Source organism: Vibrio sp. R15-SG3-ISO1B (genome assembly GCF_059833835.1).
On the sequence record NZ_JCBDGG010000043.1, the window covers coordinates 65,852 to 88,956 of the forward strand.

Annotated in this window: 20 protein-coding genes; 17 read left to right on the forward strand and 3 right to left on the reverse strand. The window is 51.9% G+C overall.

Annotated features, from left to right (window positions below; translation table 11 throughout):
* Positions 1-51 precede the first annotated feature (51 nt).
* The 14 genes from urtA (at position 52) to AC6R0S_RS12920 (ending at position 12,610) form a co-directional block, all read left to right on the forward strand.
* Complete coding sequence (urtA, locus tag AC6R0S_RS12855) at positions 52-1,335, forward strand: urea ABC transporter substrate-binding protein (protein WP_334552934.1); 1,284 nt, start codon at positions 52-54, stop codon at positions 1,333-1,335.
* A gap of 125 nt (positions 1,336-1,460) precedes the next feature.
* On the forward strand, positions 1,461-3,044 hold the full coding sequence (gene urtB, locus AC6R0S_RS12860) for an urea ABC transporter permease subunit UrtB (protein ID WP_500638101.1): 1,584 nt from the start codon (positions 1,461-1,463) through the stop codon (positions 3,042-3,044).
* Between the two features lie 21 nt (positions 3,045-3,065).
* Positions 3,066-4,229, forward strand: coding sequence for an urea ABC transporter permease subunit UrtC (gene urtC, locus AC6R0S_RS12865; RefSeq protein ID WP_500632343.1), 1,164 nt, complete (start codon positions 3,066-3,068; stop codon positions 4,227-4,229).
* A 2-nt stretch (positions 4,230-4,231) separates the two neighbouring features.
* Positions 4,232-5,071: an urea ABC transporter ATP-binding protein UrtD gene (gene urtD / locus AC6R0S_RS12870; protein WP_500630266.1), complete on the forward strand. Its 840-nt coding sequence runs from the start codon at positions 4,232-4,234 to the stop codon at positions 5,069-5,071.
* Between the two features lies 1 nt (position 5,072).
* Complete coding sequence (gene urtE / locus AC6R0S_RS12875; RefSeq protein ID WP_334552932.1) at positions 5,073-5,768, forward strand: urea ABC transporter ATP-binding subunit UrtE; 696 nt, start codon at positions 5,073-5,075, stop codon at positions 5,766-5,768.
* Positions 5,765-6,679, forward strand: a complete 915-nt coding sequence (locus AC6R0S_RS12880) for an urease accessory protein UreD (protein WP_500638084.1) — start codon at positions 5,765-5,767, stop codon at positions 6,677-6,679. The genes urtE and AC6R0S_RS12880 overlap by 4 nt, the downstream gene beginning before the upstream one ends.
* A 113-nt stretch (positions 6,680-6,792) precedes the next feature.
* Positions 6,793-7,095, forward strand: coding sequence for an urease subunit gamma (ureA, locus tag AC6R0S_RS12885; RefSeq protein WP_487903048.1), 303 nt, complete (start codon positions 6,793-6,795; stop codon positions 7,093-7,095).
* A 46-nt stretch (positions 7,096-7,141) separates the two neighbouring features.
* The gene (locus AC6R0S_RS12890; protein WP_500630256.1) at positions 7,142-7,474 is read left to right on the forward strand and encodes an urease subunit beta; all 333 of its coding nucleotides are present in this window, start codon (positions 7,142-7,144) and stop codon (positions 7,472-7,474) included.
* A 95-nt stretch (positions 7,475-7,569) separates the two neighbouring features.
* Positions 7,570-9,273, forward strand: coding sequence for an urease subunit alpha (gene ureC / locus AC6R0S_RS12895; RefSeq protein WP_500638085.1), 1,704 nt, complete (start codon positions 7,570-7,572; stop codon positions 9,271-9,273).
* A 10-nt stretch (positions 9,274-9,283) separates the two neighbouring features.
* Positions 9,284-9,739 carry an urease accessory protein UreE gene (ureE, locus tag AC6R0S_RS12900; RefSeq protein WP_334552921.1) on the forward strand — a complete coding sequence of 152 codons (456 nt, stop codon included), beginning with the start codon at positions 9,284-9,286 and terminating at the stop codon, positions 9,737-9,739.
* Between the two features lie 103 nt (positions 9,740-9,842).
* On the forward strand, positions 9,843-10,412 hold the full coding sequence (locus AC6R0S_RS12905; protein WP_500626230.1) for a HupE/UreJ family protein: 570 nt from the start codon (positions 9,843-9,845) through the stop codon (positions 10,410-10,412).
* A gap of 13 nt (positions 10,413-10,425) precedes the next feature.
* Positions 10,426-11,103 carry an urease accessory protein UreF gene (locus AC6R0S_RS12910; protein WP_500638086.1) on the forward strand — a complete coding sequence of 226 codons (678 nt, stop codon included), beginning with the start codon at positions 10,426-10,428 and terminating at the stop codon, positions 11,101-11,103.
* Between the two features lie 41 nt (positions 11,104-11,144).
* Positions 11,145-11,777 carry an urease accessory protein UreG gene (gene ureG, locus AC6R0S_RS12915; RefSeq protein ID WP_487903043.1) on the forward strand — a complete coding sequence of 211 codons (633 nt, stop codon included), beginning with the start codon at positions 11,145-11,147 and terminating at the stop codon, positions 11,775-11,777.
* A gap of 98 nt (positions 11,778-11,875) precedes the next feature.
* Positions 11,876-12,610, forward strand: a complete 735-nt coding sequence (locus AC6R0S_RS12920; RefSeq protein ID WP_500638087.1) for an RNA methyltransferase — start codon at positions 11,876-11,878, stop codon at positions 12,608-12,610.
* Positions 12,611-12,623: 13 nt separating this feature from the next.
* Here the strand turns inward: AC6R0S_RS12920 and fdxA are convergent, their stop codons facing one another.
* Positions 12,624-12,947, reverse strand: a complete 324-nt coding sequence (gene fdxA, locus AC6R0S_RS12925) for a ferredoxin FdxA (RefSeq protein WP_334553421.1) — start codon at positions 12,945-12,947, stop codon at positions 12,624-12,626.
* Between the two features lie 190 nt (positions 12,948-13,137).
* Here fdxA and AC6R0S_RS12930 point away from each other — a divergent pair, with 190 nt between their 5' ends.
* Entirely contained in the window at positions 13,138-14,751 is a 1,614-nt protein-coding gene (locus AC6R0S_RS12930) for an NAD(P)/FAD-dependent oxidoreductase (protein ID WP_500638088.1), read from the forward strand.
* 80 nt (positions 14,752-14,831) lie between these two features.
* Here AC6R0S_RS12930 and AC6R0S_RS12935 read toward each other — a convergent pair whose 3' ends face one another.
* Positions 14,832-16,493 carry a methyl-accepting chemotaxis protein gene (locus AC6R0S_RS12935; protein WP_487903040.1) on the reverse strand — a complete coding sequence of 554 codons (1,662 nt, stop codon included), beginning with the start codon at positions 16,491-16,493 and terminating at the stop codon, positions 14,832-14,834.
* A 370-nt stretch (positions 16,494-16,863) separates the two neighbouring features.
* Between AC6R0S_RS12935 and AC6R0S_RS12940 the strand changes: the two genes are divergently transcribed.
* The gene (locus tag AC6R0S_RS12940) at positions 16,864-17,220 is read left to right on the forward strand and encodes a YibL family ribosome-associated protein (protein WP_334552909.1); all 357 of its coding nucleotides are present in this window, start codon (positions 16,864-16,866) and stop codon (positions 17,218-17,220) included.
* A gap of 120 nt (positions 17,221-17,340) precedes the next feature.
* Here the strand turns inward: AC6R0S_RS12940 and malT are convergent, their stop codons facing one another.
* Entirely contained in the window at positions 17,341-20,049 is a 2,709-nt protein-coding gene (malT, locus tag AC6R0S_RS12945; protein ID WP_500638089.1) for an HTH-type transcriptional regulator MalT, read from the reverse strand.
* A gap of 556 nt (positions 20,050-20,605) precedes the next feature.
* Here malT and AC6R0S_RS12950 point away from each other — a divergent pair.
* Positions 20,606-23,059, forward strand: coding sequence for a glycogen/starch/alpha-glucan phosphorylase (locus tag AC6R0S_RS12950; RefSeq protein WP_500638090.1), 2,454 nt, complete (start codon positions 20,606-20,608; stop codon positions 23,057-23,059).
* Positions 23,060-23,105 lie beyond the last annotated feature (46 nt).

A 23,105-nucleotide genomic window follows, 5' to 3' on the forward strand; every position in this document is an offset into this window, starting at 1 on the left:
TATAGATACCGACAGGTTGAATAACCATTCATCTATAAGGAGATAGCCACTATGAACATGACGTTCAAACTGAAACTGGCCGCTTTGGGCACCACACTCGCACTGAGCTCCTCTTTGGCATACGCAGAAGAGACGATCAAAGTCGGTGTGCTCCACTCGTTGTCCGGGACGATGGCGATCAGTGAAACCACACTGAAAGACACCGTGCTGATGTTGGTTGATGAGCAGAACAAAAAAGGCGGTTTGCTAGGTAAAAAACTCGAAGCCGTGGTGGTGGACCCTGCGTCCAACTGGCCACTGTTTGCAGAGAAAGCGCGTGAATTGATCGAGAAAGAAAAAGTCGACGTGGTGTTTGGTGGTTGGACGTCGGTATCACGCAAATCCATGTTGCCTGTGTTTGAAGAGCTCAACAGCATCTTGTTCTACCCGGTTCAATATGAAGGGGAAGAGTCATCGAAAAACGTCTTCTACACTGGCGCCGCGCCAAATCAGCAGGCGATCCCTGCGGTTGATTACCTCATGAATGAACTCGGCGTTGAGCGCTGGGTATTGGCGGGCACTGATTACGTCTATCCGCGCACCACCAATAAGATCTTGGAAGCGTACCTCAAAGCCAAAGGGGTGGGGGAGTCTGACATCATGATCAACTACACGCCGTTTGGTCACTCTGACTGGCAGTCAATTGTCTCTGACATCAAGAAATTTGGTGCAGAAGGGAAGAAAACCGCGGTGGTCTCGACCATCAATGGCGATGCGAACGTGCCTTTCTACAAAGAGCTTGGGGCGCAAGGCGTCTCATCGGAAGACATCCCCGTGGTGGCGTTCTCTGTGGGTGAAGAAGAGCTTTCGGGTATGGATACCTCACCACTGGTGGGCCACCTTGCCGCTTGGAACTACTTTATGAGTGTCGATACAGACAGCAACGCAGAGTTTGTCGAAACATGGCAAGCGTTCATCGGCAGTGAAGAGCGTGTCACGAATGACCCAATGGAAGCGCACTACATCGGCTTTAACATGTGGGCGCAAGCGGTGACGAACGCAGGTACGACCGACGCACAAGCCGTTCAAGATGCATTGATTGGTGTCTCTGTCCCCAACCTCTCAGGGGGTTACTCGACCATGATGCCTAACCACCACATCACCAAACCGGTTTTAATTGGTGAAATCCAAGATGACGGTCAGTTCGATGTGGTGTGGGAAACAACAGGTTTAGTCGCTGGTGATGCTTGGTCTGATTACCTTCCTGAGTCGGCGAAACTGTTCTCAAGCTGGTCGAAACCTTTCTCTTGCGGCGCGTTTAACGTCGAAACCAAGCAGTGTTCAGGTTCTAATTAATCTCCACGATTGGCGCCCGGCTTTTACGTGGAAGCTGGGCGTCTTTTTTCCGTTGAGACCCTTTCCTTTTCACCCACGCAAGGACAGACATCATGAGGCCAAGGAGTGTGCCGATTATCAAGTTTATGTGGATCAGTCTATTGAGCCTGATCGGGTTGAATCTCGCCAATGCGCAAAGTCAGGAAGACTTTGCCAGCATACTCAATGGCAAGAACAATCAAGCGAAAGAGCAAGCCATGACTTGGCTGGTGGAGTCGCAACCAGCCGAGGTAGCGAAGCCTATTTTGACCGCATGGCTAGAAGGCGATCTCTACAGCTTTAAAGCCAACGAGCAAGACCTTTACATCGCGCCAGAGCTCAAAGCGCAACAAACCGCCACTCAGGTTTGGACGGGTGAGACACTCGTTATTGAAAGTAAACGCCAGTTTAGCAAAGTGCGGGTGAATAATGCGTTGCGCGGTCTGATTCGCGCTGAAATCGCCTCACTGGGCTTAAGCAGTGCCGATGAAGCGGTGCGACTTGCGGCGGTGACGGCGCTGGTGGGCAATACAGAGCCCAGTGTGGTGGCTAAGTTTAAAAAGCGTCTGGTGAGCGAAACCTCGCCCGCGGTGATTGAGCAATTACATCTGGCGTTGGCGGTGGACAGTGCCCTCAATGCGAGTGATCCGGGCCAAACGGCCGCGATTGCGCTGTTGTCGGATTACAAACAGCCAGTGGTGGTGCAAACCCTCAATGCAGTGTTAAGCCGTGAGCAAGATGAGGAAGTGATTGAGGCGGCGCAAAAGGCCCTCGACCGCTACCAACAAAGCCAGCGTTTGTATTCGGGGGTGGAGACCCTTTTCTTTGGTCTTAGTTTAGGCTCGGTATTGGTGTTGGCCGGTATTGGCTTGGCGATCACCTTTGGTGTGATGGGCGTGATCAACATGGCGCACGGTGAGCTTATCATGCTTGGCGCTTACACCACTTACGTTGTGCAGCAATTGATGCCCAATCACATTGGGTTGGCGTTGATACTTTCTATCCCGGCGGCGTTTGTCGTCTCTGGGTTGGTGGGTGTTGCGATTGAACGCAGCGTGATTCGCCATTTGTACGGACGACCGCTGGAAACCTTGCTGGCGACGTTTGGTCTCAGCCTGATTCTGCAACAAGCGGTGCGCTCGGTATTTTCGCCGCTCAACCGCTCGGTCAGCACGCCGGATTGGATGTCCGGTGCACTCAGCCTCAACCCCATGCTCTCTCTCACCTACAACCGCTTGTACATCATCCTATTTTGCGCGTGTGTGTTCATTGGCTTGGTGATGGTCTTGAAAAAAACACCTTTGGGTCTGCAAGTGCGCGCGGTGTCGCAAAATCGAGCGATGGCTCGTGCGATGGGGATCCGCTCAGAGCGTGTCGATGCCATGACGTTCGGCTTAGGTTCCGGGGTGGCCGGTATTGCAGGTGTTGCGCTGTCTCAACTCACCAACGTGGGGCCCAATATGGGCCAAGCCTACATCATCGATTCCTTCATGGTGGTGGTGTTTGGCGGCGTTGGCAATCTGTGGGGCACCTTAGTGGCGGGGCTCGGCCTTGGGCTGTTTAACAAAATATTGGAGCCTTGGGCTGGCGCGGTATTGGCGAAGATTTTGGTGCTGGTGTTTATCATCCTATTTATTCAAAAACGTCCTCGTGGGCTCTTCCCACAACGTGGCCGAGCGGCAGAAGGTTAAGGAGTTCACATGAGTCAATCTATTCAGTCACGCTCGGTAGTGCTGTCGGCGATGCGAGGCGACAAAGGTGGCCAAGTGACCGTGGCGCTCATTCTGTTGGCGGTGGTGTTAGTGCCCTTGGCCAATACCTTGCTGCCCGTCGGTCATCCCTTTCACGTTGAGACATTCACGCTCTCTCTGATGGGCAAGTATCTCAGCTATGCCATGCTCGCCTTAGCGGTGGATCTGGTGTGGGGCTACCTCGGCATTTTGAGTTTGGGCCACGGCGCCTTTTTTGCCCTTGGCGGCTATGCGATGGGCATGTATTTGATGCGTCAAATTGGCGATCGTGGTGTGTACGGGAATCCGATTCTGCCGGATTTTATGGTGTTTCTAAATTGGCAAGAGCTGCCGTGGTTCTGGCTTGGTTTTGATCAGTTTTGGTTCGCGTGTGTGATGGTGGTGTTAGTGCCGGGTGCGCTGGCTTACTTGTTTGGTTATTTGGCGTTTCGCTCTCGCGTGTCAGGGGTCTATTTGTCGATCATCACCCAAGCGCTGACCTATGCCCTGATGTTGGCGTTTTTTCGTAACGAAATGGGCTTTGGCGGCAACAACGGCCTCACGGATTTTAAAGACATACTTGGCTACAGCTTGCAGCAAGACAGCACGCGCATCGTGCTGTTTATGGCCACCGGTCTGATGCTGGCCCTGAGCTACTGGGTGTGCCGTACTGTGGTGGCCAGCCGTCTTGGCCGCGTGGCGTTGGCGATTCGCGACACCGAATCTCGCACTCGATTTATGGGCTATGACGTCGACGGCATCAAACTGTGGGTGTTTGTCCTTTCTGCGGTGATCGCGGGCATTGCGGGGGCGCTTTATGTCCCGCAAGTGGGCATCATCAATCCCGGGGAATTTGCGCCGCTCAACTCGATTGAAGTGGTGGTCTGGGTCGCGTTAGGCGGCCGCGCTACCTTGTTCGGCGCGATTGTTGGCGCTTTGGTGATCAACTACGCCAAAAGCTGGTTCACCGTTGAGTTCCCAGAGGTGTGGCTTTTTGCCCTCGGGGGCATGTTCGTGCTCTCGACTATGTACTTCCCGAAAGGGTTGATGGGGTTTGTCAGCGATAAGCTCGCGAGGGGCGACACGCCCAAGCGTCGCAGTGAAAGCGATGAAGAAAGAGATAAGAGCAAAGAGGTGACGGCATGAACATGACCCACACAACATTGACTGATTCGGTCAAGCAACTGACCCGTCGTGATGAAGTCTTTTCGTTTCTCAAGCCCGAGACCCACCCGTTGATTGATACGCGGCACAACATTTTGCTCTATGTCGAAGGCGTCAACAAAAGCTTTGACGGCTTTAAAGCCATCAACGACTTGAACTTGTACATCAAAGAGGGCGAGCTGCGCTGCATCATTGGCCCGAATGGTGCAGGAAAAACCACCATGATGGACATCATCACGGGCAAAACCAAACCCGACAGTGGGTCGGTGTGGCTTGGCTCCAACATCAACCTCCTGAAGATGAATGAGGCGCAAATTGCCAATGCCGGCATCGGACGTAAGTTCCAAAAGCCGACGGTGATTGAATGCTTAAGCGTGTGGGAGAACCTTGAGCTGGCGATGGCGGGCGTACGCTCTGTGTGGGGTACGTACATCGCGCAGCTATCAGGCGAGCAGAAAGACAAATTGGAGTCAGTGCTCACGCTGATTGATTTGCAAGACAGTGCAAGGCGACTCGCCGGTAACCTGTCGCATGGTCAAAAGCAGTGGCTTGAGATCGGTATGCTCTTGATGCAAAACCCGAAGCTGTTGCTCATCGATGAGCCGGTCGCGGGGATGACGCACCAAGAGATGGATCGCACCTCTGAGCTGCTTAACTCGCTCGCCGGGAAACACTCGGTCGTGGTCGTTGAGCACGATATGGATTTCGTCCGTTCAATTGCCAGCCATGTCACTGTGCTCCACCAGGGGCATGTGCTGGCAGAAGGGACGATGGACCACGTCCAGGCCCATCCGCAAGTCAAACAGGTCTATCTGGGAGAGTAGTATGTTGACCATCAATGGATTGAACCAATTCTATGGCGAAAGCCACACCCTGTGGGACTTGAATATGACGATCCCCAAAGGCAAATGTACCGTACTCATGGGTCGCAATGGGGTGGGGAAAACCACCTTATTGCAGTGCATTATGGGACTGGTGAAGGTACAAAGTGGCGACATCAAACTGGGGGAGCAGTCATTAATTAAACGTGACGCCGAAGACCGCCCGCGACTCGGCATTGGTTATGTGCCGCAAGGACGGCAAATCTTTCCGATGCTCACCGTGCAAGAAAACCTTGAAGTGGGATTGCCGATTCGCGCCAAAGGCGATCGCCAGATCCCAGAATTCATTTTCGAGCTGTTTCCGGTGCTTAAAGAGATGCTTCATCGCCGCGGTGGCGATCTGTCGGGAGGGCAGCAGCAGCAACTGGCGATTGGCCGTGCTCTGGTGGTCAACCCGAGTCTACTGATTTTGGATGAGCCCACGGAAGGCATCCAGCCCAATATAGTGCAAGAGATTGGCGACATCATTCGCATGCTCAATCAGCAATATGGTCTGACGGTATTGCTGGTGGAGCAAAAGCTGCCTTTCGCCCGCAAAGTGGGCGATGAGTTTTGCATTTTGGATCGCGGCCGGCCGGTGGCCAATGGCCCCATGGAGGCGCTCAATGACGCGCTGATTAAGGAGTATCTAACCGTATGATGTGTGACCCTGCTGTGGCATTTGCCTTGACGGATGCCAATGACAACCCCAGCCTTGAACAAAAACTCGATTCTGATACTCGCTCTGGCTGGAAAGCAAAACTGGCTCTGCTGTTTACCGACAGAGGAGATAAAACGGTGATCAAAGAGCGCCAGCAGCAAGGCCCGCTGGCGATACAGCGCCCGCTCTATCCTGAGGGGCCCGTGTGCCATACCTATTTGTTGCACCCGCCTGGCGGCGTAGTCGGCGGCGACACGTTAGCCATCGAGGCACAGGTGCGAGAGGGGGGGCATGCTCTGGTCACGACCCCCGGCGCTACCAAGTTTTATCGCTCATCGGCGCGCTTTGCTCGCCAGACGCAAATACTGCGCGTGGCGTCAAACGCCACCTTAGAGTGGCTACCGCAAGAGAACATCTTTTTCCCCGATGCCCACGCGCGAGTAGACACACAGATCCACTTAGAGCGTGATGCACAATTTATGGGCTGGGAGATGCACTGTTTTGGGAGACCCGCACTAAATGAGGGCTTTTTAAGTGGACATTTGGTAGGAAAAACAGAGATTTACTACCAAGGGAGCAAAATACTCAGCGAAGGGCTCAATATGAAAGGCGGCGATAAATATCTGATAAATAAGGGGTTGCTCGGCTTTCCAATGATGGGCACGTTTTATATCTCCTCACAAGACGAGGACTTAATCGAGCTGGTACAGAGCTTGCTCTGCTCTATACAAGATGATGTGGGTAAGGCGTCGTTGGTCATTGGTGCCACTCAGCTGGAAAACCTGATAGTCGTCAGGGCATTGGGTCAATGGAGTGAAGTGATTCTGGCCAGTTTTGAGCGTATTTGGCAGCAGATCAGGTTGCACTGGTTTGGCGAGAAGCCTGAGCCTCCGAGGATCTGGGCTACCTAACAAGGTGGACTGAGAGTGTGGATGCAAGCTGACTTACCCATCCACAAGCACACTCAACCATAAACATGAGAGTGTAGGCGGCGGAACAAAGCGATGAATTGCGAGGGATAGCAATGGAACTCACCCCGAGAGAGAAAGACAAATTACTCATTTTTTGCGCGGGCCTGTTGGCGCAAAGTCGCAAAGAAAAAGGGCTAAAACTCAACTACCCAGAGTCGATTGCGCTGATCAGTAGCGCCATTTTAGAAGGCGCTCGGGAGGGAAAAAGCGTCGCCGAATTGATGGATTACGGGCGTACGTTGCTTACGGTAGAGGATGTAATGGAAGGGGTCGCCAGTATGATTCCGGACGTGCAAGTTGAGGCAACGTTCCCAGACGGCACCAAACTCGTCACCGTGCACGAGCCGATAGTGTAGTCAGTGATGGGGAAAGGCAAAGTCAATAGGATAAGGAGATACAGGGATGGCAGGGACGACAATCGGCAAGGGTTGGGCGCCGGGTCAAATTGAGACCGCCGCCGGTGAGATTGCGCTCAATGTGGGCCGCCGCACCGTCAAAGTGAGCGTTGAGAATGTCGGTGACCGTCCGGTTCAAATCGGATCGCATTACCATTTTTTTGAAGTGAATGAAGCCTTGGTGTTTGACAGAGCGCTTGCGCGCGGGTTTCGACTCAATATCCCCGCCGGTACGGCGACGCGATTTGAACCCGGCCAATCACGCAGCGTTGAGCTAGTGGAATACGCCGGAAAAGGCGAAGTGTACGGATTTCAAGGCAAGGTGATGGGCAAGTTATAGCTCGATGGCGTTATACCACCCAGTTGACAGACATGTTTACTGACAAGTTGATAGACAGATGGGTAATGCGCACACGTAACAGACAAGGATAAGTCATGGCAAGCATCTCTCGACGGGCATACGCCGAAATGTTTGGGCCAACAGTTGGAGACAGAGTTCGCCTCGCGGATACCGAATTGTGGCTTGAGGTAGAAAAAGATTACACCGTCTACGGTGATGAAGTGAAATTTGGTGGCGGGAAGGTGATTCGCGATGGCATGGGCCAGAGTCAAAGGCCAAGCCAAGAAACCCCAGATTTAGTGATCACCAATGCCGTTGTGCTCGACTATTGGGGCATTGTCAAAGCCGACGTGGCGGTCAAAGATGGTCGCATTCACGCGATTGGCAAAGCGGGCAACCCCGATGTTCAGCCTGGCGTCACCATAGTGATTGGCCCGGGCACCGAGGTGTTGGCTGGGGAAGGGTCCATTCTGACCGCTGGTGGCATCGATTCGCACATCCATTTTATCTGCCCACAACAAATTGAAGAGGCGCTCGCCTCGGGTGTCACCACCATGATTGGCGGCGGCACTGGCCCGAACACCGGCACCAATGCGACCACCTGCACCCCAGGCCCGTGGAATATGCATCGCATGCTCGAATCCCTTGATGGCTTTCCAATGAATTTTGGCTTGCTTGGTAAAGGCAATGCCAGCCAACCTGACGCACTGCGAGAGCAAGTTGCGGCAGGCGCGGTGGGGTTGAAACTGCATGAAGACTGGGGGACGACGCCAGCTTCTATTGATACCTGCTTGACGGTAGCGGATGAGATGGACGTGCAGGTGGCGATACACACCGATACCCTCAATGAATCCGGCTTTGTCGAATCGACATTGAATGCGATCGGCGATCGCGTCATTCACACCTATCACACCGAAGGGGCAGGGGGCGGTCACGCGCCAGATATTATTCGCGCCGCCGGGGAAGCCAATGTGCTGCCGTCGTCGACCAATCCGACACGCCCCTACACCGTTAACACGGTCGATGAGCATTTGGATATGTTGATGGTGTGCCATCACCTCTCACCATCCATTGCGGAAGATGTAGCGTTTGCGGAGTCTCGCATCCGCCGAGAAACCATCGCCGCCGAGGATATTCTTCACGACTTGGGCGCTTTCTCGATGATCGCTTCGGATTCACAAGCCATGGGGCGAGTGGGTGAAGTGATCACACGCACTTGGCAAACGGCGCACAAAATGAAAGTGCAGCGCGGCAGTTTGAAACAAGATTCAAGCTACAGCGATAATTTTCGTTTGAAGCGTTACATTGCTAAATACACCATCAACCCGGCGATCACTCACGGGATGGCCCATGAGATTGGTTCGATTGAAGTGGGTAAATTGGCGGATTTGGTATTGTGGAAACCGGCTTTTTTCGGCGTTAAACCGAGCGTGATTTTGAAAGGCGGCATGATAGCCATGGCGCCGATGGGCGATCCGAACGCATCCATTCCGACTCCACAGCCGGTCCATTACCGTGGCATGTTTGGCAGCTACGGCAAAGCGGCGCAAAAGACCTCGATGCTGTTTGTCTCGCAAGCCGCTCACCAAGCCGGGATTGCCGCTGAACTGGGCTTAGGCAGTCAAATCGGTGTGGTAAGCCACTGTCGTGACATCCGTAAAGCCGATATGAAGTTAAACGACTGGCAGCCGCACATCGAAGTGGACTCACAAACCTATCAAGTTCGCGCGGATGGCGAGTTGCTGGTGTGTGAACCTGCAGACGTGCTGCCGATGGCGCAGCGCTATTTCTTATTCTAGGAGAACAACCATGATCGAACTGACGGAAATTGCTCAGGAGATAACCATTCAACCCCACACATTTCTCAGTTTGCCGATCGACAGCCGTATCAAAAGCCGTTTAAAGGTCAAATTGGATGATGGCCGTGACGCGGGACTATTTCTTCCTCGCGGACACATTTTACGCGGGGGAGAGCAGCTCAAAAGCCCATGCGGATTGGTGGTTGAGGTGATTGCCGCGCCAGAAAGTGTCTCGACCGTCTACTGCAGTGACCTGCATTTATTGACGCGCGTTGCTTACCACTTAGGAAACCGCCATGTGCCGTTGCAAGTGGCGTTTGGTTGGGTACGTTACCAGCATGATCACGTACTCGATGACATGGTCACTGGGCTCGGCGCGAAAGTGACGGTCGAGCAAGCGGCCTTTGAGCCAGAAAGTGGTGCTTATGGCGGGCGTTCTGCTGGGGGCCATCATCACCATCACTAAATGGCTATTTGATAGGGCGCGCGCGTTGTCAACGTTGACGACAGCGTGGCCAGTTTCTCTTTCAACTTATTTCAACGGATAGATGACTTACAAGGACAGTGTTATGCGAATCTCTTTTATTCCCTCCGTCGGCGCATTTGCCGCCACCACAATGGCAAGCCCAGTATTTGCTCATCCCGGCCATGAGGGCGGCTCTTTTTCGGCCGGATTGACGCACCCTGTGACCGGGTTGGATCACCTCGTCATGTTGATTGCGTTCGGCATGCTGACTGCGTGTCTATCGGTCAGTTGGCGCGGCAAAGTAACGCTGATGCTAGCGGCACTCGCGACGTTATTACTGGGGCTAAGCGCAGGTAAAGTGTTTGGCGGCTTTGGTGGCGTCGAGCTGGCGATTGGGGCCTCACTGTTTGTGGTCAGCGGCGCCATATGGCAGTCATTCAATCGCTCCAAGCCGCTATTGAATTTAGCGGTTGGCCTAAGCGTTGGTTTGATGTTTTTTCATGGTTACGCGCATGGCGTTGAATCAACGGGCAGTGTTCTTCCCTTTGCCAGTGGCATGTTGACCGCCGCCGCCGGTTTGATGGTGCTGGGCTTACAGTTTGGCCGAGCGTTGTCGAGCCCTTGGTTATCGGTTGGCGTTGCGTCTGCCAGTGCTTTGATTCTACTGCCGTAACGGGGTTTAGCCAATGATGAGCGAACCTCGCGCGGTGTATCGACTGTTCCAGCTGATCAGTCCCTCTTTGCCTATCGGCGGGTTCACCTACTCGCAAGGGCTAGAGTGGGCGGTCGAAGCACAATGGGTGACCGACAAAGAGGGCATGCACCAATGGTTGAGCAACATGCTGTTCAATAGCGTGGCGACCTTAGAACTGCCGTTGATTGACAGATACTTCGAGGCGCTCGGGAATGCGGACATCGCGCGCATTCAATCACTCAGTGACACCCTGTACGCCAGTCGTGAAACCAAGGAGTTGCGCGCCGAAGAATCTCAGCGAGGACTCGCCCTCAAAACGCTTTTGGTGCAACTGGGGGTGGATCACGACGCGTTTCATCACCCTGAAGTGAAAATCAATCAACTGCTCGGTTTGTGTGTCGCCGCCGAGCAGTGGCAGATCGAACCTGAATCACTCAAACAAGGCTACCTTTGGAGCTGGGCGGAAAATCTCATTATGGCTGGGGTGAAATTGGTGCCCCTTGGTCAAACGGATGGCCAGCGAGCGCTGATCGCTCTTAGCGACGAATTTGAGGACGCCATCGCGCACGCTCGGCAGATTGAAGAGTGGATGATGGGCAGCTTTACCCCCAGCGTCTCCATCGCCAGCAGCTTACACGAGACACAATACACGCGATTATTTCGCTCATAACGTCTGTGCAGTTTTGTACATAGAATTGGAGAAGAAGGACAATGGAGAGTTACAAACAGCCATTAAGGGTCGGCATTGGCGGCCCGGTAGGTTCAGGCAAAACCGCGCTGTTGGAAGTGCTGTGCAAAGCGATCCGCGATAAGCTCAACATCGCGGTGGTCACTAACGATATCTATACCCAAGAAGACGCAAAGATCCTCACTCGCGCCGAGGCGCTTGAGCCCGATCGCATCATCGGTGTCGAAACCGGCGGCTGTCCTCACACGGCGATCCGCGAAGACGCCTCTATGAACCTCGCCGCAGTGGAAGAGTTGGCCAAACGCCATCAAAATCTCGATGTGGTGTTCATTGAAAGTGGCGGTGACAACCTTAGTGCGACCTTTAGCCCTGAGCTCGCTGATCTGACCATCTACGTCATTGATGTGGCAGAAGGGGAAAAAATCCCGCGTAAAGGCGGGCCGGGCATCACACGCTCGGACTTGCTGGTGATCAACAAAATCGACCTTGCGCCGTATGTTGGGGCGTCTCTTGAAGTGATGGAGTCGGATACCCAGCGCATGCGCCCGACCAAGCCGTTTGTGTTTACCAACTTAAAAGAGAGCCAAGGGCTGAGTACCATCATCGATTTCATCGTGACACAAGGGATGTTGGCTATGAAAAGCACGTCAGTTTGACGTGCTTGAAAGGCTAGGTGTCAACGCTCGCATCTCGGCGCGGTTTAGGGTTATACTCCCCGAGTTTTTTACTGGGTTAACGCACGTCGGGGCGATGAATGATATCGAAAAACCAACTCAAATTACTGCGCGCATTGGGACAAAAGAAGCAGCGTAAAGCCAATGGACTTTTTTTAGTTCAAGGTGAAAAGAACGTCCTAGAGCTCATCGTGAGTGATCTTGAGGTCAAACAGATTTTCGCCACCCGAGACTTTCTCGACAAGCATCAAGAGGCGCTGAGCGATTACGATTGTGTCGAATCGAGTTTGGATGAGTTGACGAAAGCCAGCACATTAGTGAGTAATAATTCGGCCATCGCAGTGGTGGCTATACCTAACTTGCCAGTGCCAAAAGCGCAGGGTTGGCTTATCGCGTTAGATGGCGTCAGCGATCCGGGTAATCTAGGGACCATCATTCGTGTCGCCGACTGGTACGGCATTAAACACATCATCGCCAGTCAAGACTGCGCCGACCCCTATAACCCGAAAACCATCAGTGCGACCATGGGCAGTTTTGGTCGCGTCAGCGTAACGCAGTGCGACCTGCCTGCCTATCTTGCCAGTGCCAATTTACCCGTTTATGGCGCATTTCTAGAGGGCGAGAGTGTACATACGACGCAGTTTGCGCCGCAAGGCATCATCTTGATGGGCAGTGAATCGCACGGTATCCGCGAGCATGCCGCTCAGCATGTGAGTGACAAAATCACCATTCCGGCGTTTGGCGGGGCAGAATCACTGAATGTCGCGATGGCGACGGGCATTATTTTGGACAACCTACGCAGGCAGCATCAGTAGGCCGAGCGTCGGTCTATTTCTCCAGCATGCCGAGCTTATTGGGCACGCCATTCCACTTTTCAGCCTCGTCCATGGCGGGTTTGACTTCAGTGAGATTGGGCCACAGTTCGGCAAGTTCGGCATTCAACTCAATAAAGACTTGCTGATCTTCCGCGAGTTCTTCTTCTTGGAAGATGGCGTTGGCGTCGCATTCAGGCACACACAAGCCGCAGTCAATGCAATCTACAGGGCTGATCACCATGAAGTTCGGACCTTCATAGAAGGCATCGGCAGGGCAGACCGCGACACAGTCTGTGTATTTGCATTGGATACAGTTATCAGTGACGACAAAGGCCATGGTGCGCACTCATCTTGGTTCATTTTCGAATCGGCGATAATACCCATCCCGCTGCGTTTGAGCAATCCTCCGCCGAGACAAAAAGTGGTTTTCGTATGACAGGCCAATCGAGTTGACGTAAAATGCGCGCCATTGTGAGCGGTGTGGGTAGACTGCGCCGCTAAGACACCATCCTAACTGAGATACTCGTATGATACGTTTAACTGAAATTAAACTTCCTTTGGATCACGAGGAAGACGCTGTTTTCGCGGCGATCGTGAAAAAACTGGCGATTCCCGCTGATCAGATCCTTTCCTTTAATGTCTTTAAACGTGGCTACGATGCTCGCAAAAAAACGCAAATCTTGCTGATTTATACGCTGGATGTTGAAGTGGCGGATCAAGCCGCGGTGCTTGAGGCGTTTGTCAGCGATCCGCACGTCAAAGAAACGCCGGATATGGAATACAAATTTGTCGCCAACGCACCGGCGGATCTGACCGAGCGCCCAGTGGTGATCGGTTTTGGTCCTTGCGGTTTGTTTGCGGGTTTGATTCTGGCGCAAATGGGTTTCAAACCTATCATCGTTGAGCGCGGTAAAGAGGTGCGTGAGCGCACCAAAGATACCTTCGGTTTTTGGCGTAAACGCGCGCTGAATCCTGAATCGAACGTGCAGTTTGGTGAGGGCGGCGCAGGCACCTTCTCTGACGGTAAACTCTACAGCCAAATCAAAGATCCAAAACACTATGGTCGCAAAGTGATCAAAGAGTTTGTGGAAGCGGGCGCGCCAGAAGAGATCGCCTACGTGAGTAAGCCGCACATTGGCACGTTTAAGCTAGTAACCATGATTGAAAAGATGCGCGCGAAAATCATCGAACTCGGCGGTGAGATTCGTTTTAGCACGCGCGTTGATGATATCCACATCGATAATGGCCAGATCACCGGGTTAACGCTCTCCAATGGCGAACAAATTCAGTCTCGCTACGTGGTACTGGCCGTTGGTCACAGTGCCCGCGATACGTTTGAAATGCTCTATAAGCGCGGTGTGGAGATGGTGGCGAAACCTTTCTCGGTCGGTTTTCGTATCGAACACAAGCAATCGATGATCGATGAAGCGCGCTTTGGTCCAAATGCCGGTAACCCGATTTTAGGCGCGGCAGATTACAAGTTGGTGCACCATTGTAAAAATGGTCGCACCGTTTACAGTTTCTGTATGTGTCCGGGTGGCACGGTAGTGGCTGCGACCTCAGAAGAGGGCCGCGTGGTCACTAACGGCATGAGCCAATATTCTCGTGCAGAGCGTAACGCCAACAGCGCGATTGTGGTAGGGATTACCCCAGAGCAAGACTACCCAGGTCACCCCCTAGCGGGGATTGAGTTTCAGCGTCAATTAGAGTCGGCGGCTTATGAGCTTGGTGGCGCGACGTATGATGCGCCGGCGCAAAAGATCGGTGATTTCCTTAAAGGGCGCGATCCGAGCGCACTGGGTGAGGTAGAACCCTCGTTCACTCCGGGCATTAAATTGACCGACTTGGCCAAAGCGCTACCGGATTATGCGATTGAAGCGATTCGTGAAGCAATCCCTGCGTTTGACAAGAAAATCAAAGGCTTTGCGACAGAAGATGGGTTACTCACTGGTGTAGAAACTCGAACGTCATCGCCGGTGTGTATCACACGGGGTAAAGATTACCAAAGTGTCAATTTAAAAGGTTTCTTCCCAGCTGGGGAAGGCGCGGGTTATGCGGGCGGAATTTTGTCTGCGGGCATTGATGGCATCAAGGTTGCGGAAGCGCTCGCTATTGCGATGACGCAGTCAGAGGCTAACTAAGCACTTTTAAAGTGCGCCCCTCACAACGGCATCCAATAAAAACGGCCCATCTTTCGATGGGCCGTTTTTTTGAGGGCAATTTACACCGTAAATCGGCTCACTAGCTGGTACAACTCGTTGGCGCGACCATTGAGCTCATTACTGCCTTGGCGGTTTTCATTGGCCAGATCCGCCGATTGCGAGCTTTGGTCTGAAATCACCACGATGCGCTGCGATATCTCCTGACCGACAAGGCTCTGCTCTTCGGTCGCGGTCGCAATCAGCGAGTTCATGTCCATAATGGTGTCGATTGATTCCTGAATTTGGATCAACGCTTTGGTGGCCGCATTGGCTTCCTCAACAGTGGCTGAACCCCGTTTTTGGCTCGATTCCATCGCGCGTACGGCGTCATCGGAAGCGGCTTTCAGTTTTTCTATCATACTGTGAATTTCACCGGTGCTGTCTTGGGTACGACTGGCCAGTTTACGTACTTCGTCGGCTACCACCGCAAAGCCCCGACCTTGTTCGCCCGCACGCGCAGCCTCGATGGCGGCGTTCAAGGCCAACAAGTTGGTTTGCTCAGCGATGTCTTGAATCACTTCTAGCGATGAAGAAATATTCTGCACGTCGGCTTCTAGACGCGAAATCACCGACGCCGCTTGCATCACCTCTTCAGCCAGCGCTTCCACTGAGTTGGCGGCAGAGTTGACGATTTGACGCGCTTCTTTCGCGTTGTCGTCGGCTTCCTTGGCCGAGTTCGCCGCTTGGCTTGCGTTGTTGGAAATTTCAGACGCGGTTGTGGTCATTTCCGTCATTGCCGTTGCCACTTGTTCGGTCTCTTCACGTTGACCTGAAGCCAGTTCATCGACCTGCGTCGCTCGCTGAGTCATGTTATTGGTTTCAGCCAATACTTGCTGACCGACGTCGCTCACGCTGCGAATGATCTGTTGTAAGCTGGCAACGAACGCATTGAAGTTGGTACTGAGTTTTGCAAACTCAGGTACTTTGAATGCTTCCATACGTGCGGTCAGATCCGCTTCACCGCTGGCAAATGAGCTGATAGAGGCATCAAATTGTTCGATGGGTGACATGATGGTGCGGTTCACTGTGACAGCAAAAATCGCCACCAAAATGGCAATCACCAAGCAGAACAGGGCGATGGCAGACAAGGTGGTTTCAAGTGCTGAGGTGGTCGCCATCTCCATTTCAGCGACAATCGCATCGATGTCATCGGTGTAGAAACCCGTCCCGAGCATCAAATCCCACTGTGGGATAAAAATGGAAAAACTTAACTTCGGCAGTGCGACGGTGCCGCCTGGTTTAGGGAAGTAGTAGGTGGTGTAATCCCCGGTTTTGGCGTTTTTCAGCAAGTCTTGAACCAAGTAGTTGCCTTGCTGATCTTGTAGATTGTAAAAGTTGTCGCCAATGCCTTTATCGCTTTTCCCGACCACAACACGGATACCTTTGGAGTCATAACCAAAGATATAGCCTGAATCACCAAATTCGAGCTGTTTCAAGGTTGGGATCGCTTCTTCAAGCGAAGCGCCTTGGTCAAGAAACGGCTGGATCGCAGATTGCGCCATCTGCACGTAGTTTTTCAGCTCGGCTTTTTTCATGTTCATCATGTTCTCACGAGTAACCTCAATCTGTGTTTGATTGAGTTCTGTGGTTTTGATGTACGTAAAGCTAAGCATGCCCAGTGCTATAACGATAAGAGGTACAAGCGCTAATATGTATAGGCGGCTTTTGATTGTTAGACTCATACAAAACTTCCTGTTTATTATCATGCGGTTATCTAATGTAACCTAGCCGTTGTCATACCTTGGTTGTTATGAAAGTAGTGGTAGTCAACCAAAGGTTTATGAGTTAAGAGTAGCCTATATATCGACAGCACAATGTGACGCTGAATAGTAGTGTTACTGTTTTTTGAACAAATTGTGTGGAATATCACCGATTCTATCGCTGGTAGGAGCAGTTCTATCTTGTTGTAAATGCTTGTGATTTCATATGAAATCACAGTGACAGTACAGAGGTGGTTCGGGGTGAAAAAGTCGTGATTGAACGATAGCGCTAGGTCGGGCTGTCTCACTATGCTACACTCGCCGCCCCCAAGTGCCAGCAGAGAACCACACCATGAGCTTAAAGCAAGAGATCCAGCAACTTCACAACCGTTTAGACAGCGCCAATCGTAAACTTGATGCAGCAAAAAGCCGTCAAGACGATGAGATGATCAGTAAATTTACTGATGACGTGGAGTCTTTGACCAAGAAGTTGAACTCTCTAAAAGGTAAGCAGAAGTACGACATGAACAAAGAGCGCAAAAGCTTGCTCGACATGCCGTTTTCTCGTGAAATTACCAAGGCTGAGCAAGCGGATCTCGGTAAGCTGAAAAAATCCGTTCGTGGCTTAGTGGTGGTGCACCCGATGACGAAACTCGGCAAAGAGCTGCGTTTGGAAGTGATGACAGGCTTCGCACCGAAATCATTCTAGCACTTGGACAATGCCACAGTGCGCAATCCTGAGCTTCTGTAATTTGAGGCTAGGCAGTGACAAGATGAAATGAAAAAGAGGTCGCCAATGTGGGCGACCTCTTTGCATTGGACGATAGGATCAGTAGCCCATCAATTGCAGCAGATTCTCTGCGGTTTTAACCGCTTCTTTGCGGTTGGCAATATTGAGCTTCTGATACAAGTTTCGGATGTGGGTTTTGATGGTAGTGCCCGCCACATCGAGTTCTTGTGCAATTTGCTCGTTACTAAAACCCGAATAGATAAGCCCGAGCACTTGCCATTCACGTTGCGTCAATGGACTGGTGCGCACCAACTCAGGAATGTTTGGGTGATTGACCAACTTCTCGACAAACTCCTCATCAAAATGTACCGAACGGCTGCGCTGCGTGGTGGAAATATCTTTCAGCAATTGCTGCGCGCGGTGACGTTCAAGGTCACCAAGCTCTTGTTTGGTGTTAAGTTTATTAAGGATGTGACCAATTTTGGCGCCATCCACCAAGAAGTTACCCAGCATTCCCGTTTGATTGGTGAGTTTTAGGGCTTCTTTGAGTAATTGACGCGCTTTCTCTTCATCTTGTTTGGAAATCGCCAATACCGCTTGGACAATCAGATTACGGTTGGTGTCGGTCAGTAAGTGCTTGTCTGCCGCTTCTTGCTGAATGAACTCGAGCGTTTGCTGCGCGTCTTCGTATCGCTCCAAATTGATCTGCGCTCGCGCAATATTACGCCATTGTAACTGAGTAAAGTGGTTGCAGGCGGTTTCTGGTCTCACGGCGGTATCGAGCCACTGTTTCATTGAGTCAAGATCGCCGCGTGCTTGCCAAAACAGAATCAACGACAGTGATGCGTTTGCGGTCCAATCGACGTGATAGGTCGATTGTTTGAGCAGATGCAAAATATGGTCGATGTATTTTGCGGCTCGGTCTAGCTCACCACGGCCAATCGCAATGCGAGCCAGCATCGAATAGCTATGTAAGTGCTTACTTGGGCTCTGTTTGCCCAGCACATCGATGCCTTTGAACGCGCAGTCTTCGGCTTCGTCCAAACGGTTCCAACACCAGAGGATTTGCGCGCGTACTCGCAGCAAAAATTCATGCATCGGCACTTGCTGCAGTTGTTGCTCTTCGATCAGTTTGAAGGCGTTGTCTTGCACTTCGTACGCAGCTTGCACATAGCCTTGTGCGATCAAAATCTCGCTTTGCTGTAACATCGCCCACAGCGCCTGATGATAGACCTGATACTGGCGAGCCAGTTTCTCTGTTTGCTGCATCATAGGCAACGCGCGGCTGAGACGGCCAAGGACGTGATTGACCTCGCCGACTACCGAGGTCGCAACGATGCGGCTTCGATAGACCGTGCTGTCAACTTGGCTCAGTGCCAGCTCAGCCAGTTCCAGCGCTTTTTCTGGTTGGTTCTGGTTGATGGCGACTTGCGCGCGCAGGGCGTTGAACTCGCCTTGCTCTTTGCTGCTGAGTTCCACGTTGAACTGGCGCATTTGCTCATCGGCTTTGGCAAGCAAGTCACCGACATCGTTGTAGCGGTGCTGACTCTGCGCGAGCCACGCTTGCAACATACACAATTTCGGTTCGCTGTAGAGCTGCTCCGGCGATAACGAATCAATGGCCTGCTCTAGGGCTTTAAGTTCACCGCCATTGAACATTTTCCAGCCAAACTGGCTCAAAATATCGGCGATCAGTTGGCTGTCTTTGGCTTCTTGCGCGTGTTTGAGTGCTTCATGGGGCGAAGATTGTTTGAGCCAAGCGCGCGCGGCGACTTGGTGCAGCTCTTGCTCTTTTTGCGGCATACGCGCTGAGCGCTCATGTGCAAGAAACTCGGCAAATAGATTGTGGAAGCGATACCAGTTTTGTTCACCTTCAAGCGGGTGGATAAACAGCCCATAGCGGTTGAGCGACTCAATCATACTGAGAGCGTCATCACGCTGAGTCAGCGCCGCCACCATGCTGTCGTTGAAGTGATCCAGCACCGAGCATTGCAGTAAGAACTGACGTGTCTCTTGGTCGAGTAGATCAAACACTTCTTCAATCAAATAATCCCACAGATGCGCGTGATTAAATTGCGAAAAAGACTCAGCCGATTGCGCCAACGTGCGATTTTGACCTTGCGCTTGAAGGGCGATCAACTGCAGGGCCGATGGCCAACCTTCGACGTAGTTGCGCAGGTTGTCTGCCGTGGCATCATCAATGCCATCGGCGATGCGCTGGTTGAAAAAACGGGTGGTCTCTTCGGTATCGAACGCCAGCAACTCGTCACCGATCTCAATCATCAGATCGCGCACACGTAAGTTGGCTGTGCCCAGTGGCGGCGCGGCGCGACTGGTGACGACTAATGTCAGGTTGTCGGGCATGTGCTTGAGGAAAAAGCGCATCGCCTCGTGGATCTCATCGTCAGAAATGAGGTGGTAGTCATCGAGGACCACATAACACTCGTTAAAATACTCTGACATCTCTGCAAATACTTCACTGAACAAGGAGTGAAGTGAGGAAAATTGACGCTTTTCGGCCAATTTTTGCGAATTCGGGCAAGCCTGGTTGGTCGCTTTATTTAGGGCTTGCAGCAGGTAGTTCATGAAGCGGAACGGGTCATTATCGCTTTCGTCAATGCTGTACCAGCCGACATTAGGTTTGTCGGCGAGCCACTGGGCGGCCATGGTGGTTTTACCGTATCCGGCAGGCGAGCGAAAAAGCACCAGTTTGTAGCAGGGTGCTTGCTGAAGTAAATCAAGAACTCTTGGGCGTACGATGGCGTTGTGTAAACGGCCAGGACGCGTGAGTTTCGAAGGAATCCACATCTTCTCATCCTTATCTTATTGTCAGTGAACGTGTCAGCGAGCACGACGTCAAGATGGGTTGTTTTTTGTTCGATCTTTGTTGTTGAGTGGGATGTTACTTAAGAGTTGGTGGGATTGTTATGTGAGGAGAGCGACTTTTTCGCATATTTCACATTTTGCGCGTATCTACGCCCCTTTTTTGTGATTTAAATCACATTAACCTGTTCGGTAAAACTTGTCTCAACTCATTATTTGCACGAGAAATCGTGTAATTTGCACTCAGGATGAAAACATTCTGTGATTCACGCTGCATATTTTTCATTTGCCAGTTTTTGATTTCGACGAAGTTTCATACACCTTAGGTAAGGTCGTTTAGGGTCATGGTGTGATCTTAATCAACAGAGTCCAGTTCACTCATCGGTTTATTGCGAGTTGGATCACTGCTTGTTGTGAATTACGCCCTCTACGCCCTGACTCCTCCTCCTAAATCGCTACCCAAGTAGGAGGATGTTTTGCAAGACAGAGCATTGCACGATATGTCTCAGATGGATTGAAACCGATAAGTGAGATTTCTCTAATGAAACCTACTCAACAGAAAAAATTTGATAAAGCCAGCTTTCAAGCTGACGTTAAAATGCACCTTTCTGCGACCTACGCGAAAACCGTAGACACCGCAACTCCGCGTGAATGGTACCTTGCTATGGGTAAAGCCCTGGCAGAGATCACAACGCTGGATCTTTTGAAAACCGAGCAAGACCCACGCATCAAGAACGCGAAAAGCGTCAACTACCTATCTCTTGAATTTCTTATCGGTCGTTTAACCGGTAACAACCTAATCAGCTTAGGTCTCTACGAGCAGATCACGGATGCGATGGCCGAACTGGGCCAAAACCTGACCGACTTGTTGGAAGAAGAGCGCGACCCGTCTCTGGGTAACGGTGGTCTAGGTCGTTTGGCGGCGTGTTTTATGGATTCTTGTGCAGCGCAAGAGTTCCCAACCGTTGGTTACGGTTTGCACTACGAATACGGTCTATTCAAGCAGTCTTTTGTTGACGGACGTCAGCAAGAAGCGCCGGATGCTTGGCGTGGTGTCGAAGGCTACCCGTGGGAAGTCGCGCGTCCAGAATTGGCGCAAGAAATTGGCTTCTACGGTCGCGTTGAAGTGAGCTACGAGAACGGCAAAGAAGTACGCAAATGGGTACCGGGCATGAGCGTGAAAGCGATGCCTTGGGACTTACCGATTGTCGGTTATGAATCTGACACGGTATACCCGCTGCGTTTGTGGGAATGTCAGGCGATTGCGCCATTCTCATTGGCAAGTTTCAACAACGGTGATTACTTCGAAGCGCAGCACGCGCTGATTGACGCCGGTAACATCACTAAAGTGCTGTACCCGAATGACAACCATGAGAAAGGTAAAACACTGCGTTTGATGCAGCAGTACTTCCATTCAGCAGCATCGGTACGTGACATTTTACGTCGTCACGAAGCAGCGGGTTTTGCACTTGCGGATCTTCCAAAGCAAGAAACAATTCAGCTTAACGATACTCACCCAACGATTGCTATCCCTGAATTGATGCGCATTTTGCTCGATGAAAAAGGGCTATCTTGGGATAAAGCGTGGGAAATCAGTTCGCAAACCTTCGCGTACACCAACCACACACTATTGCCAGAAGCATTGGAAACGTGGCCAGAGTCTTTGATTCAACGTCTGCTACCACGTCATATGGAGATCATTTTTGAGATCAACCATCGCTTCCTACAAGAAGTGCGCGCAATGTGGCCGGGTGATGGTGAGAAGCAAGCGAAACTGTCGATCATCGAAGAAGGCTTCAACCGTATGGTTCGCATGGCAAACCTGTGTGTGATCGGTTCTTACGCGGTGAACGGTGTAGCGGCGCTGCACTCAGAGTTGGTGAAAAAAGATCTCTTCCCAGAGTTCCACGCGATGTTCCCAACGCGTCTGCACAATGTGACCAATGGTATTACGCCTCGTCGTTGGCTGAAGTTCTGTAACCCAGGTTTATCCGCGCTGATCACTGACAAAATCGGCAGTGAATGGCCAGCGAAGCTTGAGCAGCTTGAAGGTATCGCGAAATACGCCGATGACGCCGAGTTCCAACAAGCGTTTATGGCGGTGAAGAAAGAGAACAAAGAGCGCTTGGCTAAGTGGGTATTAGACAACATGGGCATCGAGCTCGATACCAACGCGATTTTCGATGTGCAAATCAAACGTCTGCACGAGTACAAGCGTCAGCACCTTGATTTGCTGCACATCTTGTCTCTCTACCACCGCATCATTAATGAGCCGGGTTTTGAGTGTACGCCACGCGTCTGCTTCTTTGCGGCAAAAGCGGCGCCGGGTTACCACTTGGCGAAAGAGATCATCTTCGCAGTGAACAAGATTGCAGAGAAGATCAACAACGACCCACGCATTGGCAACAAGCTGAAAGTCGTCTTCATCCCTGACTACCGCGTGAGCATGGCAGAGATCATCATCCCAGCGGCGGACGTGTCTCAGCAAATTTCGTTGGCCGGTAAAGAAGCGTCCGGTACGGGTAACATGAAGATGGCACTCAACGGTGCGCTAACTATCGGTACTATGGATGGGGCAAACGTTGAAATCCGTGAAGAAGTCGGCGACGACAACATCTACATCTTTGGTCTTGAAGTCGACGAAGTGGTTGCACTGAAGAAAGCTGGCTACAACCCATACGATTACTACCACGCAGACCCACTGCTTAAAGCGTCACTGGATCTACTGGCGGGTGAAGAGTTCACGCCGGGTCAACCGGGCCTACTGCGCGCGACCTATGACAGCCTACTCGACGGCGGTGACCCGTACCTCTGTCTTGCGGACTTCGCGTCTTACGTGGAAGCGCACGAGGCGATGGGCGAACAGTACCTAGACCAAGCGGGCTGGGCGAAGAAAGCCATCTTGAACACGGCGCTGGTCGGTAAGTTTACCTCCGACCGCTCGATTCGAGATTACGTTAATAATATTTGGAAGTTGGAAGCGGTTAAACGCTAAAACGACTCAAAAAGCCAAGGCGTTCGCGCCTTGGCTCAATTCTTTA